We start from the raw sequence: 16,095 nt of genomic DNA on the forward strand, positions 1-16,095 counted from the left end.
AAAGGCTCAGGCAAGACCGGCAACACGGTCAACGAAGATAAATCGCAGGCAACAAAAAAGCAGCCCGCAGGCTGCTTTTTTTGCATCGGAAGCTGGACTTAAGCCAGTTTTTCCTTGATGCGAGCTGCTTTACCCGACAGGTCGCGCAGGTAGTACAGCTTGGCTTTACGTACGTCACCGCGACGCTTGACAGCCATGCTGTCGATTTGCGGGGAGTAGGTCTGGAAAGTACGCTCTACGCCAACACCGTTGGAGATTTTACGAACGGTGAATGCACTGTTTACGCCGCGGTTACGCTTGGCGATAACTACGCCTTCGAACGCTTGCAGACGCGAACGGTCGCCTTCCTTCACTTTCACCTGAACGACAATGGTGTCGCCCGGGGCAAAGGTAGGGATCTCTTTGGTCATCTGCTCTGCTTCGAGTGCAAGGATGATTTTGTTAGTCATGCTGTGCTCCTAAGGTAAATCGTCGGATCTACCATCGATACGTTGTTAACTATCGTCCCGCTCGCGGATGTATTCCTCGAGCAGCTTCTTCTCTTCTCCAGAAAGCGAGCGGCTTTCCAGAAGATCGGCGCGTCGTTCAAAGGTCCGACCAAGGGACTGCTGTAAACGCCAACGCCGGATGTGCGCGTGATTGCCACTTAGCAATACGTCGGGAACACGCTGATCCGCATACACCTCCGGTCGGGTGTAGTGCGGGCAATCCAGCAAACCATCCGTAAAGGAATCTTCCTCGGCGGAGTCCGCATGCCCTAAAGCTCCAGGCAGCAGTCGTGTAACCGCATCGATCAGGACCATCGCCGGCAGCTCGCCGCCAGACAGTACATAGTCGCCAATCGACCACTCTTCATCGACATGAGCATCAATAAAACGCTCGTCAATGCCTTCATAGCGGCCGGCAATCAGGATCAATGCATCCAGATTCGCCAACTCGCGTACCGCCGACTGAGTCAGCTGGCGGCCTTGGGGCGACAGATAAATTACCTTCGCCGCCTCCCCGGCTGCTGCCTTGGCCTGAACCAGAGCATCTTCCAGGGGCTTGATCTTCATCACCATGCCCGGACCACCGCCAAACGGGCGATCGTCCACAGTGTGATGTCGATCCGTCGTGTAGTCTCGCGGATTCCAACAGGTGAGCTGCAAGAGCCCCTGTTTCACCGCACGACTGGTGATGCCGTACTCGCTGATGGCAGAGAACATCTCGGGAAACAGACTGATCACTTCTACGCGCAAGTTAGCCACGCTTAGAAATCCGCGTCCCAATCCACCTTCATCTCGCCTGCCGCCAGGTCGACAGCCAACACGCATTGCTCGGTATAGGGCAACAGGCGTTCGCGATCATCCAGGCTGCCAGCGCAAGGCTTGACCACCATGACATCGTTCGAGCCGGTCTCCAGCAGGTGATCGATCTTCCCGAACAGTTGCCCGAGGGTGTCGATGACCTTGAGACCTTCCAGCTGGTACCAGTAGTACTCGCCGTCGGTCAGTTCAGGGAACAGGTTGCGCGGCACGCAGATCTCATAACCGGCCAGAAGACGAGCTTCTTCACGATCATCGAGACCCTTGAGCTTTGCGACCAGGAACTTGTCATTCCCGCGTCCGCTGACCAGCTCTACCTGCTTTACATTGCCGTCACGCTTGAGCGTCCAGGTTTTGTAATCCAGCAGGTTCTTAATCGGATCAGTAAAGGAGTACACCTTCACTTCGCCGCGAACGCCGTGAACAGAATAAATCTTGCCGATAACGATCAAATCATCAGCAACAGCTGGCGTCGCGTTCATATTGCTCAGGCCGCAGCCTTAGCAGATTCCTTCAACAACTGAGCAACGCGCTCAGAAGGTTGTGCACCAACGCTCAGCCAGTAGGCTACGCGCTCTTGGTTCACGGACAGACGAACTTCCTGACCACGGGCAACAGGGTTGAAGTAGCCAACCTGTTCCTTGTGCGAACCGTCGCGCGGGTTGCGGCTGTCGGTTACGGTCAAGTGGTAAAACGGGCGCTTTTTGGAGCCGCCAAGGGCAAGACGGATTGTTAGCATGTGAACATCGTTCCTGTAGTCGGTGCTGCAAATCTAAAGGCACAGCGGGCATGGGTGCCCGAAAGGCCGCATATTCTAAGGAATATCCGGACTTTTGCAAATGACTTTTTCCGGCGGTCTATCGGCCGCCATGCAGATTTGCTATAGAGCCGTCGTTGAAAACGGCCGGTCAGCTCCCGCCAAGTGCGGGTTTGCTGTATATCCCACGTCCGTGTGGGTTAGCGCCGGTGCGACGACCGGCGCGAATTCGTGTGTCCTTTCTCGCCAATACGCTCACATTTTGGCGAGTGACTGGTGCCCTCAGGCAAGGCGCCGCGACGAGTCATAGCCCGCTATGGCGAGGAGCGGCAACGCCGCATGAGGGCACCAGACGCCGCCAAAAGTGAGCAGTATTGGCGTGAAAGGACACTATATTTTGGGCATGCCGCCGCCGGGCAACATACCGCCCATGCCGCGCATCATCTTGGCCATTCCGCCTTTTGCAGAGAACTTCTTCATCATCTTCTGCATCTGCTTGTGCTGCTTGATCAAGCGGCCGATGTCCTGCACCTGTGTGCCGGAACCCATGGCGATCCGGCGCTTGCGCGAACCGCTGATCATCTCGGGGTCGCGGCGTTCGGCCGGGGTCATGGAGTTGATGATGGCTTCCATCTGCTTGAATTGCTTCTCTGCCGCACCCTGGGCGTTGCCCATTTGCGCCAGGTTCACGCCACCCATGTTCGGCAGCTTGTCCATGAGCCCGCCGAGGCCGCCCATGTTCTTCATCTGTTGCAACTGATCGCGGAAGTCTTCGAGGTCGAAGCCCTTGCCCTTCTTCAGCTTTTTAGCAAGCTTGTCGGCCTTGTCCTTGTCGAGGGTCGCTTCGGCCTGCTCGATAAGGCTAAGCACATCGCCCATGCCGAGGATGCGCGAGGCGATACGCTCAGGGTGGAACGGATCGAGCGCTTCGCTCTTCTCGCCCATACCGATGAACTTGATCGGCTTGCCGGTGATTGCGCGCACCGACAGCGCGGCACCGCCACGGGCGTCGCCGTCGACCTTGGTCAGGATCACGCCGGTCAGTGGCAATGCATCGCCGAAGGCCTTGGCCGTGTTGGCGGCGTCCTGGCCGGTCATGGCGTCAACCACGAACAGGGTTTCGACCGGGTTGATCGCGGCGTGCAGGGCCTTGATCTCGCCCATCATCTCTTCATCGATGTGCAAGCGACCGGCGGTATCGACGATGACCACGTCGATGAATTTGAGTTTTGCTTCCTTAATAGCCGCATTGGCGATGTCGACCGGCTTCTGGCTCAGGTCCGACGGGAAGAAGGTCACGCCGATGTCGTTGGCCAGGGTTTCCAGCTGCTTGATCGCCGCCGGACGGTAAACGTCGGCGGACACGACCATGACCGACTTCTTTTTGCGCTCTTTAAGGAAGCGCGCAAGCTTGCCGGCGGTGGTGGTTTTACCAGCACCCTGCAAACCAGCCATGAGGATGACCGCTGGCGGCACTGCGCTCAGGTTCAGGTCTTCGTTGGCCGCACCCATCAGGCTTTCGAGTTCGGCCTGGACGATCTTCACGAAGGCCTGGCCCGGCGTCAGGCTGCGCGACACCTCGGTGCCTACGGCGCGTTCCTTGACCGAATTGACGAAGTCCTTGACCACCGGCAGGGCGACGTCGGCTTCGAGCAACGCCATGCGCACTTCACGCAGGGTGTCTTTGATGTTGTCTTCAGTCAGCTTGGCCTTGCCGGTGACATGGCGCAGCGTCTGCGAGAGACGGTCGGTTAAGTTTTCAAACATTGCGCGATCCTTTCAGGCCCTGTGTAGACCGGGATAATGGCGGCCCGGACCGGACTAAACGTGTGCTCGGCGAGCCTGCGGCGTGGGCAGGTCGCGGATTATAGCGAAGACTGTGGCCGGCGGACACCTCGCCGTCGGGTTGCGCGGTCTTTCGTGTGGCAGGGGTTCTATGCCAAACTCAGCGACTTTCGGGCTTGCCTAACAGGATTTATGCTCCCCTTGTCACCCAGCTTGCTAACGACCCTCGCCGCCGCCTGCTTGTATGCCGCTGCGACCATTTACCAGGGCACTCACCTGGCGTCCGGCGCCAAGGTCAACAAACGCCTGCTGGTCCTGCTCGGCGTGCTCGCCGTATTGGCCCACAGCGTCAGCCTGCTCACCCACCTGCTGACCCCGACCGGCCTGGCCCTGGACTTCTTCAGTGCCGCCAGCCTGATTGCCGTGGCGGTCATCGCACTGACCCTGCTGGCCTGCTCGCGGATACCGGTAGAGAACCTGCTGGTCCTGCTGCTCCCGCTTGGGGCCCTGACCGTGATGCTGGCGCACTTTGCCCCCGCCGGCACGGTACAGGTCATCGATGAGGAGCCGGGCATCCTCGCCCACATCCTGCTTTCGATTCTGGCCTATGGCATGTTCACCATCGCGGTGTTCCAGTCCTTGCTGCTGCTGGTCCAGGACCACCAACTCAAGCACAAGCACCCCTCCGGACTGATCAAGAACTTCCCGCCGCTGCAAACCATGGAAAGCCTGCTGTTCGGTTTTCTCTGGGCCGGCTGGACGCTGTTGTCGCTGTCGCTGATTTCCGGCTGGCTGTTCGTCGAGAACCTGTTCGCCCAGCATCTGGTGCACAAAACCTTGCTGGCCTGCCTGGCCTGGGTCGTTTTCAGCGTGTTGCTGTGGGGACGCAATCGCCTGGGCTGGCGCGGACACAAAGCCATTCGCTGGACCCTGGCCGGCTTTTGCCTGCTGATGCTGGCGTATTTCGGCAGCAAGCTGGTTCGTGAATACATCCTGCATATCTGACGGGCGGCATTAATGGACGACTTGCCCATAGGGCCGATGCTCGCGGTAGTGACCCTGCTGGTTTTATGGTCGGGGCTGTTTACCGCCATCGAGGCGGCGCACCAGCATTTGCTGGCCCAGCGCACCGCAACGCGTTCCAGCGACAAACCGGTGGCGAAACTCAACTTCCCCCTGGCCAGCCTGATTTTTTGCAACACACTGTGCCGTGCACTCGTGGTGGTCATCAGCACCTTGCTGGCCATTTTCACCTGGGCCGAGAACGGCCCGTGGGTCGCCTGCCTCGGGGCGGGCGCCATGTTGCTGGTGTTTTCCGACTACTTGCCACGCACCCTCGCCGCTCGCTATCCGGAGACGATCCTGGCCCAGGGCAACAACCTGCTGCGGTTGCCGCTGAAAATCATCTATCCCGCGGCATGGCTGCTCACCAGCATCAGCCGGTTGCTGACGCGCCCATTCGTCCGTAAGGCCAAAGTGGTGCAACAGAGTGAGGACGAAGCACTGACGGAGCGGCATGCGCCCTCCGAAACCGTAAGCCGCCCTCACGCGCTGCCAGGCATCCACGCACTGGACAACATCACCGTCAATGACATCCTGGTACCGCGCAGCGACGTGGACGGCATCAATCTCGATGACTCCATCGAAGAAATCATCGAACAATTGCGCCACAACAAGCGCACGCGCCTGCCGGTGTTTCACAGTGATATCAACCAGGTCGAAGCCGTCCTCAACACCCGGCATATCCTGCACTTGTTGCCCGACGCAAGCCTGACCAGGGAAGCCTTGCTGGCGGCCAGCCACGAGCCGTACTTCGTGCCGGAAAGCACCCCGCTGCAGTTGCAACTGCTCAACTTCCACAAACAGCAGCGACGCCTGGGCATGGTGGTCGATGAATACGGCGAAGTGCTGGGCATCGTCACCCTGGAAGACATACTCGAAGAAATCGTCGGCGAGTTCGAAAGCCAGCACAGCCTGGACAACCCGCACATTCACCCGCAAGCAGACGGACGCCTGGTGATCGACGGCGCCGCGTCCATTCGCGAACTGAACAAGAGCCTCGGCTGGCACCTGCCCAGCGATGGCCCGAAAACCCTGAACGGCTTGGTCACCGAGGCCCTGGAGACTATTCCCGATAGTGCGGTGTGCCTGAAAATAGGCCGGTATCGCCTGGAAATTCTCGAGACCGAGGACAACCGTGTCACGCGGGTGCTGATCTGGCAGACCAGCTCGATGCCTGTGGTTATCTAAAACCCGACACAAATCCCCATGGCCACTCAAGCCACTTGTTCGATAGTTAGCCACCTTCCTATAATCGAAGCGCTTACCCAAGCCTCGCCGACCCCGTGCTTACCCCGCACCTCGCAGCTTCCGGCCTGTCCACCCGCAAAGCCCGCAACGAACCGACGACTGTTCCTACCTTGAACAGCGACCGTGCCTCCACCCACATCCCTGGGTTCTCGACCATAATAATTCGCTCCACTGGAGCACATGACTGTCAGGGATCACCGCATGACGACCAGCACGACTTACAGCGACTCCACACCTGCACAACCGACGAACTCCGCCACCCGCGTGGCCACTGCAAGCTTCATCGGTACCGCCATCGAGTTCTACGATTTCTATGTCTATGCCACTGCCGCGGCGCTGGTGATTGGCCCGGTGTTCTTTCCTCAGACATCTGGCACCGCCCAGATGCTGTCGGCGTTTCTCACGTTCGGCATCGCCTTCCTCGCCCGCCCCTTGGGTTCGGCCCTTTTCGGCCACTTTGGCGACCGTATCGGCCGCAAGTCGACCCTGGTCGCCTCGCTGCTATTGATGGGCGTGTGCACCACACTGATCGGCGTGCTGCCGGGATACGACAGCATTGGCGCCTGGGCACCGATCCTGCTGTGCATCCTGCGCTTCGGCCAGGGCCTGGGGCTGGGCGGTGAATGGGGTGGCGCGGCATTGCTGACCACGGAGAACGCGCCGAAAGGCAAGCGCGCCTGGTTCGGCATGTTCCCGCAGCTGGGTCCATCCATTGGCTTCCTGGCGGCCAACGGCCTGTTCCTGACCCTGGCCGTGGTGCTGGACGATGAACAGTTCCGCTCATGGGGCTGGCGTATTCCGTTCCTGCTCAGCGCCGCACTGGTGATGGTCGGCCTGTACGTGCGCCTCAAGCTGCATGAGACCCCGGTATTCGCCAACGCCATGGCGCGCCAGGAACGGGTGAAGATCCCGCTGTTCGAGCTGTTCGGCCAATACTGGATGCCAGTCTTGCTGGGCGCCGGCGCGATGGTGGTGTGCTATGCGCTGTTTTACATCTCTACGGTGTTTTCCCTGAGCTACGGCGTAGCAACGCTCGGCTACAGCCGCGAAACCTTCCTCGGCCTGCTGTGCTTCGCGGTGCTGTTCATGGCGGCCGCCACCCCGCTGTCGGCCTGGGCCAGCGACCGTTACGGGCGCAAGCCGGTGCTGATCGTCGGCGGCGTGCTGGCGATCCTGTCCGGCTTCCTCATGGAACCGCTGCTGACCCAAGGTTCGACCTGGAGTGTGGCGTTGTTCCTGTGCATCGAACTGTTTCTGATGGGCGTGACATTTGCGCCCATGGGCGCGCTGCTGCCGGAACTGTTCCCCACCCACGTGCGCTACACCGGAGCCTCGGCGGCCTACAACCTGGGCGGTATCGTGGGCGCCTCCGCAGCGCCGTTCTTCGCCCAGAAACTGGTGGCGATGGGCGGACTGGGCTACGTCGGCGGTTATGTGTCCGGGGCCGCGGTGCTGAGTTTGATTGCGGTGCTGTGCCTGAAGGAAACACGGCATAACGATTTGAATCAGGTCGCCTGACAGATCGCTTTCGCGGGCAAGCCCGCTCCCACAGGTCTTTTGTCGAACCACTATTTTGTGATCGACACGGATCCTGTGGGAGCGTGGCTTGCCCGCGATGGCGTCATTGCAGACAAAACGCCTCCCGAAAAACCACAACTTTTCCCAAGCCCATTGTCACCTCGCTCTACGCGCATCGGCTCATCCCCGCTATACTTCCCGGCTTTTCCTGAATAAATGCCAATAGGGTCCCGCCGCGCATGGATAAGACCTACCAGCCGCACGCCATTGAAACTTCCTGGTACAACACCTGGGAGTCAGAGAATTACTTCGCCCCGCAAGGCGCGGGCGAGTCCTACACCATCATGATCCCGCCGCCGAACGTCACCGGCAGCCTGCACATGGGTCACGGCTTCAACAACGCGATCATGGACGCCCTGATCCGTTTCCGCCGCATGCAGGGTCGCAACACCCTGTGGCAGCCGGGCACCGACCACGCCGGTATCGCCACACAGATGCTGGTCGAGCGTCAGCTCGAAGCCAAGGGCCAGAGCCGCCACGACCTGGGCCGCGAAAAATTCCTCGAGAAAGTCTGGGAATGGAAGGATGAGTCCGGTGGCAACATCAGCCGCCAGATCCGTCGCCTCGGTTCGTCCGTCGACTGGAGCCGCGAGCGCTTCACCATGGACGACGGCCTCTCGGAAGCTGTTAAAGAAGCTTTCGTACGCCTGCACGAAGACGGCCTGATCTACCGCGGCAAACGCCTGGTCAACTGGGACACCAAGCTGCACACGGCGATTTCCGACCTCGAAGTGGAAAACCACGACGAGAAAGGTTTCCTGTGGAACCTGAAGTACCCGCTGGCCGATGGCGCCAAGACCGCTGAAGGCAACGATTTCCTGATCGTCGCGACCACTCGCCCGGAAACCATGCTCGGCGACTCCGCCGTGGCGGTGAACCCGAACGATGAACGCTACAAAGCCCTGATCGGCAAATTTGTCGAGCTGCCGCTGGTTGGCCGCCGCATCCCGATCATCGCCGACGATTACTGCGACCCTGAATTCGGCACCGGCTGCGTGAAAATCACCCCGGCCCACGACTTCAACGACTACGAAGTCGGCAAGCGTCACAACCTGCCGCTGCTGAACATCTTCGACAAGAACGCCACCGTTCTGCCGGCCTGTCAGGTGTTCAACCTCGACGGCACGCTGAACGAGACCATCGACGGCAAGATCCCGGTCGAATACGCCGGTCTCGACCGCTTCGAAGCGCGCAAGCAGATCGTGGCCGCGTTCGACGCTGCCGGCCTGTTGGTCAGCGTTGACGATCACGCCCTGAAAGTGCCGAAAGGCGACCGTTCCGGCACCGTCATCGAACCGTGGCTGACCGACCAGTGGTACGTGTCCACCAAGCCTTTGGCCGAACCTGCGATCGCCGCCGTTGAAGACGGCCGCATCCAGTTCGTACCGAAACAGTACGAAAACATGTATTTCTCGTGGATGCGCGACATCCAGGACTGGTGCATCAGCCGTCAACTCTGGTGGGGCCACCGCATTCCGGCCTGGTACGACGAGTCGGGCAAGGTCTACGTAGGTCGCGACGAAGCCGAAGTGCGTGCAAAGCACAACCTCGGCCCGGACGTTGCGCTGCAACAGGACAACGACGTTCTCGACACCTGGTTCAGCTCGGGCCTGTGGACCTTCTCCACTCTCGGCTGGCCGGAAAAAACCGAATTCCTGAAAAAATTCCACTCCACCGACGTCCTGGTGACTGGCTTCGACATCATTTTCTTCTGGGTTGCCCGGATGATCATGCTCACCATGCATCTGGTGAAAAACGAAGACGGCACGCCGCAGGTTCCGTTCAAGACCGTTTACGTTCACGGCCTGGTGCGTGACGGCCAGGGGCAGAAGATGTCCAAGTCGAAGGGCAACGTCCTGGACCCGCTGGACATCATCGACGGTATCGAGCTCGAAGCCCTGGTGCAGAAGCGCACCTCCGGCATGATGCAGCCGAAACTGGCGAAGAAGATCGAGAAGCAGACCCGCGACGAGTTCGCCGAAGGCATCGCCAGCTACGGCACCGACGCCCTGCGCTTCACCTTCTGCTCGCTGGCGTCCACCGGTCGCGACATCAAGTTCGACATGGGCCGCGTCGAGGGCTATCGCAACTTCTGCAACAAGATCTGGAACGCCGCACGTTACGTGCTGGACAAGGGCGAAGACTGCGGCCAGAACGGCGAAGCCTATGAGCTGTCCCTGGCTGACCGCTGGATCATTTCGCAGCTGCAACGCACCGAAGCCGAAGTGACCCGCCAACTCGACCAATTCCGTTTCGACCTGGCGGCACAAGCGCTGTACGAGTTCATCTGGAACCAGTACTGCGACTGGTACCTGGAACTGTCCAAGCCTGTGCTGTGGGACGAAAACGCTCCGGTTGAACGCCAGCGCGGCACACGTCGCACCCTGGTGCGCGTACTGGAAGTCGCCCTGCGCCTGGCGCACCCGTTCATGCCGTTCATCACCGAAGAAATCTGGCAGCGCATCGCGCCGCTGGCCGGCATCGAAGGCAAGACGATCATGCTGCAACCTTGGCCAGTGGCCAACGAAACACGCATCGATCAGGCGGCCGAAGACGACATCGAATGGCTCAAGGGCCTGATGCTCGGCACCCGTAACATCCGTGGCGAAATGAACATCGGCCCGGGCAAACCGCTGCCGCTGTTCCTGAAGAACGTCAGCGCCGAGGATCAGCGTCGCCTGGCCGAAAACGAAGCCCTGCTGAAGAAGCTGGCGCGCCTCGAATCGATCACTGTGTTGGCTGCCGGCGAAGAAGCACCACTGTCCGCCACCGCACTGGTCGGCGAGATGGAAGTGCTGGTGCCTATGGCCGGCCTGATCGACAAAGGTGCGGAGCTGGCGCGTCTGGACAAGGAAATCCAGCGTCTGCAGGGTGAAGTGCAACGTGTCGGCGGTAAGCTGTCCAACGCCGGTTTCGTCGACAAGGCGCCAGCCGAAGTCATCGAAAAGGAACGCGCCAAACTGGCCGAGGCTGAACAGGCCCTGGGCAAGTTGGCCGAGCAGCATGCGCGGATTGCCAGCCTGTAACGGCGGATCGCAATGAAAAAGGGAGGCCCAAGTGGCCTCCCTTTTTTATGCCGCTGCCCCCCCTCCCTGTAGGAGCTGCCGCAGGCTGCGATCTTTTGATTTTGTTTTTAAAAAGCAAGATCAAAAGATCGCAGCCTGCGGCAGCTCCTACAGGGAACACCTGGATGTGGGACAATGCCCGCCACTTTTAGCCATACCCGAATCGACCACCGCCATGACCGCCCCCCGCACACCAAAACCTGCGCGCAAAAAGCCTGAATCCGCGCCTGCAGCCAAATCCGCGGCGCCGCGTGAGAAGGCCAGCCTGCACCCGCGCAATCGCCATCAGGGTCGCTACGACTTTCCGGCGCTGATCAAAAGCACGCCGGAACTGAAAAAATTCGTGATCATCAATCCGTACGGCAAGGAAAGCATCGACTTCGCCAGCCCGGAGGCCGTACGGGTGTTCAACCGGGCGCTGCTCAAGTCGTTCTACGGCATCGCTCACTGGGACATCCCCGCCGACTACCTGTGTCCGCCAGTGCCAGGCCGTGCCGATTACGTGCACTTCCTCGCCGACCTGCTGGCCAGCGGGAATGACGGAGCGATCCCCCGTGGTGCTGCCGTGAAGGTGCTGGACATCGGCATGGGCGCCAACTGCGTTTATCCGCTGATCGGTTACAGCGATTATCGCTGGCAATTCCTTGGCTCCGACATTGATGCGACCGCCATCGCTGCGGCGAAGGCCATCATTCAATCCAATGGCTTGAACAAGGCAATCCAGGTACGCCAGCAGAACAATCCCAAGCAGATCCTCACAGGCCTGCTGGAGAGTGCAGAGCGGTTCGACCTGACCATGTGCAACCCGCCATTCCACGCCTCGCTGGATGAGGCCACGCGGGGCAGTACGCGCAAATGGCGAGCCCTGGGCAAGGCCGATCCGAAACGCAAGCTGCCGGTGCTGAACTTTGGCGGGCAGGCGGCGGAACTGTGGTGTGAGGGCGGGGAAGTGCGTTTCGTCACGCAACTGGTCAGCGAGAGCGTGCAGGTGGCGCAACAAGTGCTGTGGTTCAGCACGCTGGTGTCAAAAGCGTCGAACCTGCCGGCGATCCAGACGGCCCTGACCAAGGCCGGCGCACTGGACAGTCGGGTGGTGGAAATGGGTCAGGGACAGAAGCAGAGCCGCTTCGTCGCCTGGACCTTTCAGACCCAGGCGCAGCAACAGGCCTGGCGTCAGGCACGCTGGAGCAACGCTCAAGCGTAGCGAGCGCTTTATCGCGCCCATAAAAAAACCGTGCCCGGATCGCTCCGGCGCACGGCTTTTCTTAACAAGTCTTACTTGTTAACAGCGTCGGTCAGGCCTTTGGCCACAACCAGCTTGATCACTTTCTTGGCAGCGATTTCGATGGCAGCGCCAGTCGAAGGGTTACGGCCGGTACGGGCAGGACGCTCAGTCACTTTCAGCTTGCCGATGCCTGGCAGAGTGATTTCGCCGCCGTTTTCCAGCTGATCGGCAACGATTTGGCCCAGTTGGTCCAGAGCGTTACGCGCGGTGGTTTTCGGCGCGTCGATAGCTTCAGCGATGTCGGCGATCAGTTGGTCTTTAGTAAGAGCCATTTAGTGTTCCTTCCCTATCAAATTCATATGGATTGCAGAGTGCAATGTCAGCCATCGAGCCCGATCTTCTGGATCCGGCACCCTCGGCCAAATAACCTCGGGATCGGGGTTATAGATACCGAAATCAGGGTTTGGTTCGACCTGACAAATGCTGACTGCACGCTTAACGCAGTGACTTCGCGCAAGACCGGGCAAAGCTAGCACACAGACGTGGAAATATCCGCCTCTAGCTACCCATTTGGTCAGCTTTATTGCGCTAAAACATGAAAAAAACGCATAAGAACCGTCGGTCGCCTGCCAATTGCCCTTCGCGCCGCGCCAAAACCAGTGGTTGCGGTACACTGAGCGCTTTTTCGGGGGAGCACGCCCTCCTCTCCTCATTCAGCCGAGAAGCCCATGCCGATCCGTCATTGCATCGTCCACCTGATCGACAAAAAACCCGACGGCACACCTGCAGTTCTCCATGCCCGTGACTCCGAACTGGCTGAGTCCGCGGCCATCGAGAACATGCTCGCCGACCTCAACGAAAGCTATAACGCCAAACAGGGTAAAGCCTGGGGCTTGTTCCATCCGGAATCCGGTGCATTTCCGTTCAGCGGCTGGCTGAAGGAGTACTTCGAGGGCGGCCAGGATTTCACGGCGTTCAGCCGCGTGGCGGTCGAGCACCTGCAAAAACTGATGGAAGAATCGAACCTGTCCGTCGGCGGCCATGTGCTGTTCGCACACTATCAGCAAGGCATGACCGACTACCTGGCCATCGCCCTGCTGCACCACAGCGAAGGCGTGGCCGTGACCGATGAACTGGACGTGACCCCGTCCCGTCACCTGGACCTGGGCCAATTGCACCTGGCGGCGCGGATCAACGTTTCCGAGTGGCAGAACAATAAACAATCCAAGCAGTACATTTCGTTCATCAAAGGCAAGAACGGCAAAAAGGTTTCGGAGTATTTCCGCGACTTCATCGGCTGCCAGGAAGGCGTCGACGGTCCGGGTGAAACCCGCACCCTGCTCAAGGCCTTCAGTGATTTCGTTGAAAGCGAAGACCTGCCGGAAGACGACGCCCGCGAGAAGACCAAGACCCTGGTGGATTACGCCAGCAGCCAGGCCAAGCTCGGTGAGCCGATGGGCCTGGAGGAATTGTCGGGGCTGATCGACGAGGAACGCCCGAAGGCCTTCTACGACCACATTCGCAACAAGGACTACGGCCTGTCGCCGGAAATCCCGGCCGATAAACGCACCCTGAACCAGTTCCGTCGATTCACCGGCCGCGCCGAAGGCTTGTCGATCAGTTTCGAAGCACACCTGCTGGGTTCGAAGATCGAGTACGACGAAGAAGCCGGCACGCTGATCATCAAGGGCCTGCCCACTTCGCTCACCGATCAGCTGAAGCGTCGCAACTGATGCTCGGCGGCGTCCTGAAAAAATTCCTGCTGATCCTGCTGGTGGTTGTGGCTTACCAGAACTGGGGCAAGATCGAGCGGGTCTTCAACCCTTCGCAAGTGGTGTCAGAGCAGACGCAGACCAAGGCCAACGTCGTGCTCTACGCCACCGAATGGTGTGGTTACTGCAAACTGACCCGGCGGTTTCTCGATCAGAAAGGCATTCCGTACAAGGAATTCGATATCGAGAAGGATGCCGTCGCGCGCAAGGATTACGAGGCCTTGGGTGGTGGCGGAATTCCGATCATCGATGTGAACGGAACCCTGATTCGCGGGTATGACCCGGATGCGATTCTGGCGGCGTTGAAGTAACCCTGTAGGAGCGAGCTTGCTCGCGAAAAAACCATGGGCGCCGCTGGGCATCCGGTTTTACGCGTTATCGTTCACGATCTTCGCGAGCAAGCTCGCTCCTACAAAGGTCAGATGGCTTCGATACGGAAACCAAACCGCGGGAAGTGCACATGCACCAAGCCGCCACGTTCGTCCTTGCGCCGCACAATCAACTCTTCGCTGCCGGCAAACAGCAGCTCTCCCGCGACCGGATCAACGCCATAGTCCGTGGCCGCGATGACCACCTGCTGACCCGCCGTGAATCCGTTGGGATCGACGAACTGCTCATCCGGCAATGCCGCTGGCGTGGACCTGCGCGCCACCTCCAGCGCCTCTTCGGACGTCATCTCGCTGGAGGCGCCATGACCAAAGCCCAATACCCGAGAGTGCCACGCATTGACTGCCGGGTAAGCCTCGACCAGTGGAGCCGTCACCGGTGTGGCCTTGAGGAACCAGAGGCAATGGGCCAAGGCAAAGTCGGCAATCGACGGTTCACCGAACAGGAAATCACCCTCTTCACGCTGCAACTGCAGCTCCAGCCGCGACATGATCGTTGGCCACTGATGCTTGGCCTGTTCGGTAGACAATTTTGTCGCGCTACCACCACTGAACAAACCGGCACGGTCGGCCAGAAACGCCTTGATCGCTTCCGGCGATAAATTGCCAAAACGCACCGCTATCGATTCCGGCTGGAACACCAGGCTGACCGCGTGCTGGAACACAACAGAGTCAGCCCAGGCTGCAAACGACGCGGTGATCATTTCCTGACCTTGCGGAAAGAACGCCGGCAAGGCTTTTTCCTGCTCCAGTCGCCGGGCAATCAATGCCGTATCGCAATAAATATCAGCACCGACCTGCAACACCGGTGTCTTGCGGTAGCCACCGGTCAATGCCGTAAGGTCCGGTTTGGGCATCACTGGCGAGATCTTCACCGAACGCCATGACAAGCCCTTGAAGCCCAGCAACAAGCGGGCCTTTTCGGCAAAGAGGGACGTCGGGTAATGATGAAGAATCAACTCGGACATGCTCGGCTCCGCCGCACAAATTAGGAATCCGCAGCTTAGCGCGCAATCGGTTGGCAGCCTACAGATGTGCCTGATGGGAGCCGATCAGCCAGATTGATAAGACGCGACCAGACATTCCTTGGCGCTTTTGCGCAGTTTCTTGATCAGCCGTTCCTGGCGCAGCGCTTCGCTTTTGTCGCGACAAAGTTCGGTGTAGACCAGCGCCATGGCCGGGCTGGACAGAAAGAACCGTGCACCCTTGCCACTTTGATGCTTGGCGAAGCGGCGCACGGGATCATCGCTGACCCCGCAATACAGCGAACCATTGGCCGCGCGAACGAGGTAAACGAACCAGGGCTTGCTGACGGGAGACTCGCTTGGGGTGGTCACGGCACGATCAAGGCTTGAAAGGAAACGAGCCGCGATCTTATCAGCGACCGGCCTGAAATGCCTTCAGCCCCTTCAATGCCTGGGCGCGAACGGCGTTGCGCACCAGTGGCGTCCAGCCCAGCAGCAGACCTTTGAAACCCAATGCCTGTCGTGACCAGGTCCAGAGATCAAAGCTGTCGTGATGCTCGCAAATCCTGCCGTCGCGAAAGACGAAGCGCGCCTGGATGTCGTTGACCACGGTGTTGCCGGTCTGGCTGAACAGGTAGGTCGCCACCCAATGGGCACCACCGGTGCACCCGTCGGCGTGAACATGATCGAAGGTCAGGGAAAAATCCTTGGCCCGAGTAGTCAGCATGCGCCACATGTCACCGGCATCGCGACCGCGAAGCTCACCGAACGCCGGGTCACTGAACACCACATCATCGGTGTAGCAGGCAGCCATGGCTTCGGCATCCAGGCGCTGGAAAGCCTGGTAGAAACGGGTGATCAAGGCGCTATGGGCTTCACTCATCTGCGGGTTCCCCTGGGTTTGCATAGTGACTTCGAAACAGTGCCTGCACGATAGTCTGCAAATGC

General features: G+C 59.6%; 16 protein-coding genes. 7 read left to right on the forward strand and 9 right to left on the reverse strand.

All coding sequences use genetic code 11. From position 1 onward, the window contains the following. Positions 1–98 precede the first annotated feature (98 nt). The 5 genes from rplS to ffh all read right to left on the reverse strand — a co-directional run bounded on the left by rplS (position 99) and on the right by ffh (position 3,828). Complete coding sequence (gene rplS, locus ACXX83_RS19550) at positions 99–449, reverse strand: 50S ribosomal protein L19 (protein WP_003175895.1); 351 nt, start codon at positions 447–449, stop codon at positions 99–101. A 45-nt stretch (positions 450–494) separates the two neighbouring features. Further along, positions 495–1,247 carry a tRNA (guanosine(37)-N1)-methyltransferase TrmD gene (gene trmD, locus ACXX83_RS19555; protein ID WP_007897583.1) on the reverse strand — a complete coding sequence of 251 codons (753 nt, stop codon included), beginning with the start codon at positions 1,245–1,247 and terminating at the stop codon, positions 495–497. Between the two features lie 2 nt (positions 1,248–1,249). Then, positions 1,250–1,786, reverse strand: a complete 537-nt coding sequence (rimM, locus tag ACXX83_RS19560) for a ribosome maturation factor RimM (protein ID WP_007972729.1) — start codon at positions 1,784–1,786, stop codon at positions 1,250–1,252. Between the two features lie 5 nt (positions 1,787–1,791). Continuing rightward, on the reverse strand, positions 1,792–2,043 hold the full coding sequence (gene rpsP / locus ACXX83_RS19565) for a 30S ribosomal protein S16 (protein WP_007972721.1): 252 nt from the start codon (positions 2,041–2,043) through the stop codon (positions 1,792–1,794). A gap of 408 nt (positions 2,044–2,451) precedes the next feature. Next, a complete protein-coding gene (gene ffh, locus ACXX83_RS19570) occupies positions 2,452–3,828 on the reverse strand; it encodes a signal recognition particle protein (protein WP_217836289.1) in 1,377 nt (458 codons plus the stop codon). A 210-nt stretch (positions 3,829–4,038) separates the two neighbouring features. Here ffh and ACXX83_RS19575 point away from each other — a divergent pair, with 210 nt between their 5' ends. From ACXX83_RS19575 to rlmF, 5 genes are all read left to right on the forward strand, one after another. After that, positions 4,039–4,851, forward strand: a complete 813-nt coding sequence (locus tag ACXX83_RS19575; protein WP_217836290.1) for a cytochrome C assembly family protein — start codon at positions 4,039–4,041, stop codon at positions 4,849–4,851. A gap of 12 nt (positions 4,852–4,863) precedes the next feature. Further along, positions 4,864–6,096: a transporter associated domain-containing protein gene (locus tag ACXX83_RS19580; RefSeq protein WP_458549385.1), complete on the forward strand. Its 1,233-nt coding sequence runs from the start codon at positions 4,864–4,866 to the stop codon at positions 6,094–6,096. Between the two features lie 261 nt (positions 6,097–6,357). After that, a complete protein-coding gene (locus tag ACXX83_RS19585; RefSeq protein WP_458549386.1) occupies positions 6,358–7,674 on the forward strand; it encodes an MFS transporter in 1,317 nt (438 codons plus the stop codon). Positions 7,675–7,913: 239 nt separating this feature from the next. Next, a complete protein-coding gene (locus tag ACXX83_RS19590) occupies positions 7,914–10,760 on the forward strand; it encodes a valine--tRNA ligase (protein ID WP_458549387.1) in 2,847 nt (948 codons plus the stop codon). 214 nt (positions 10,761–10,974) lie between these two features. Further along, the gene (rlmF, locus tag ACXX83_RS19595; protein WP_217836294.1) at positions 10,975–12,003 is read left to right on the forward strand and encodes a 23S rRNA (adenine(1618)-N(6))-methyltransferase RlmF; all 1,029 of its coding nucleotides are present in this window, start codon (positions 10,975–10,977) and stop codon (positions 12,001–12,003) included. A 71-nt stretch (positions 12,004–12,074) separates the two neighbouring features. On the opposite strand, the gene ACXX83_RS19600 is transcribed toward rlmF, so the two are convergent. Next, positions 12,075–12,356, reverse strand: a complete 282-nt coding sequence (locus tag ACXX83_RS19600) for an HU family DNA-binding protein (protein WP_007905514.1) — start codon at positions 12,354–12,356, stop codon at positions 12,075–12,077. A gap of 396 nt (positions 12,357–12,752) precedes the next feature. Between ACXX83_RS19600 and yejK the strand changes: the two genes are divergently transcribed. Further along, positions 12,753–13,757 carry a nucleoid-associated protein YejK gene (gene yejK, locus ACXX83_RS19605; protein ID WP_126047407.1) on the forward strand — a complete coding sequence of 335 codons (1,005 nt, stop codon included), beginning with the start codon at positions 12,753–12,755 and terminating at the stop codon, positions 13,755–13,757. Continuing rightward, positions 13,757–14,107 carry a glutaredoxin family protein gene (locus ACXX83_RS19610; RefSeq protein ID WP_015096711.1) on the forward strand — a complete coding sequence of 117 codons (351 nt, stop codon included), beginning with the start codon at positions 13,757–13,759 and terminating at the stop codon, positions 14,105–14,107. The genes yejK and ACXX83_RS19610 overlap by 1 nt, the downstream gene beginning before the upstream one ends. Before the next feature lie 107 nt (positions 14,108–14,214). Here ACXX83_RS19610 and ACXX83_RS19615 read toward each other — a convergent pair whose 3' ends face one another. The 3 genes from ACXX83_RS19615 to ACXX83_RS19625 form a co-directional block, all read right to left on the reverse strand. Further along, entirely contained in the window at positions 14,215–15,150 is a 936-nt protein-coding gene (locus tag ACXX83_RS19615) for a glutathione S-transferase family protein (RefSeq protein ID WP_217836295.1), read from the reverse strand. An 84-nt stretch (positions 15,151–15,234) separates the two neighbouring features. Then, a complete protein-coding gene (locus ACXX83_RS19620) occupies positions 15,235–15,519 on the reverse strand; it encodes a GIY-YIG nuclease family protein (protein WP_015096713.1) in 285 nt (94 codons plus the stop codon). Positions 15,520–15,559: 40 nt separating this feature from the next. Beyond that, positions 15,560–16,030, reverse strand: a complete 471-nt coding sequence (locus ACXX83_RS19625) for a nuclear transport factor 2 family protein (protein WP_217836296.1) — start codon at positions 16,028–16,030, stop codon at positions 15,560–15,562. Positions 16,031–16,095: the final 65 nt, after the last annotated feature.

The organism is Pseudomonas sp. GNP012 (genome assembly GCF_054343835.1).

What these genes read in the sequence shown, in the direction of transcription:
- rpsP (WP_007972721.1), bottom strand. Translation starts at nt 2,043, where the DNA reads ATGCTAACAATCCGTCTTGCCCTTGGCGGCTCCAAAAAGCGCCCGTTT.
- ACXX83_RS19585 (WP_458549386.1), top strand. Translation starts at nt 6,358, where the DNA reads ATGACGACCAGCACGACTTACAGCGACTCCACACCTGCACAACCGACG.
- ffh (WP_217836289.1), bottom strand. Translation starts at nt 3,828, where the DNA reads ATGTTTGAAAACTTAACCGACCGTCTCTCGCAGACGCTGCGCCATGTC.
- ACXX83_RS19615 (WP_217836295.1), bottom strand. Translation starts at nt 15,150, where the DNA reads ATGTCCGAGTTGATTCTTCATCATTACCCGACGTCCCTCTTTGCCGAA.
- ACXX83_RS19575 (WP_217836290.1), top strand. Translation starts at nt 4,039, where the DNA reads ATGCTCCCCTTGTCACCCAGCTTGCTAACGACCCTCGCCGCCGCCTGC.
- ACXX83_RS19590 (WP_458549387.1), top strand. Translation starts at nt 7,914, where the DNA reads ATGGATAAGACCTACCAGCCGCACGCCATTGAAACTTCCTGGTACAAC.
- ACXX83_RS19610 (WP_015096711.1), top strand. Translation starts at nt 13,757, where the DNA reads ATGCTCGGCGGCGTCCTGAAAAAATTCCTGCTGATCCTGCTGGTGGTT.
- ACXX83_RS19580 (WP_458549385.1), top strand. Translation starts at nt 4,864, where the DNA reads ATGGACGACTTGCCCATAGGGCCGATGCTCGCGGTAGTGACCCTGCTG.
- yejK (WP_126047407.1), top strand. Translation starts at nt 12,753, where the DNA reads ATGCCGATCCGTCATTGCATCGTCCACCTGATCGACAAAAAACCCGAC.
- rplS (WP_003175895.1), bottom strand. Translation starts at nt 449, where the DNA reads ATGACTAACAAAATCATCCTTGCACTCGAAGCAGAGCAGATGACCAAA.
- rimM (WP_007972729.1), bottom strand. Translation starts at nt 1,786, where the DNA reads ATGAACGCGACGCCAGCTGTTGCTGATGATTTGATCGTTATCGGCAAG.
- ACXX83_RS19600 (WP_007905514.1), bottom strand. Translation starts at nt 12,356, where the DNA reads ATGGCTCTTACTAAAGACCAACTGATCGCCGACATCGCTGAAGCTATC.
- rlmF (WP_217836294.1), top strand. Translation starts at nt 10,975, where the DNA reads ATGACCGCCCCCCGCACACCAAAACCTGCGCGCAAAAAGCCTGAATCC.
- ACXX83_RS19625 (WP_217836296.1), bottom strand. Translation starts at nt 16,030, where the DNA reads ATGAGTGAAGCCCATAGCGCCTTGATCACCCGTTTCTACCAGGCTTTC.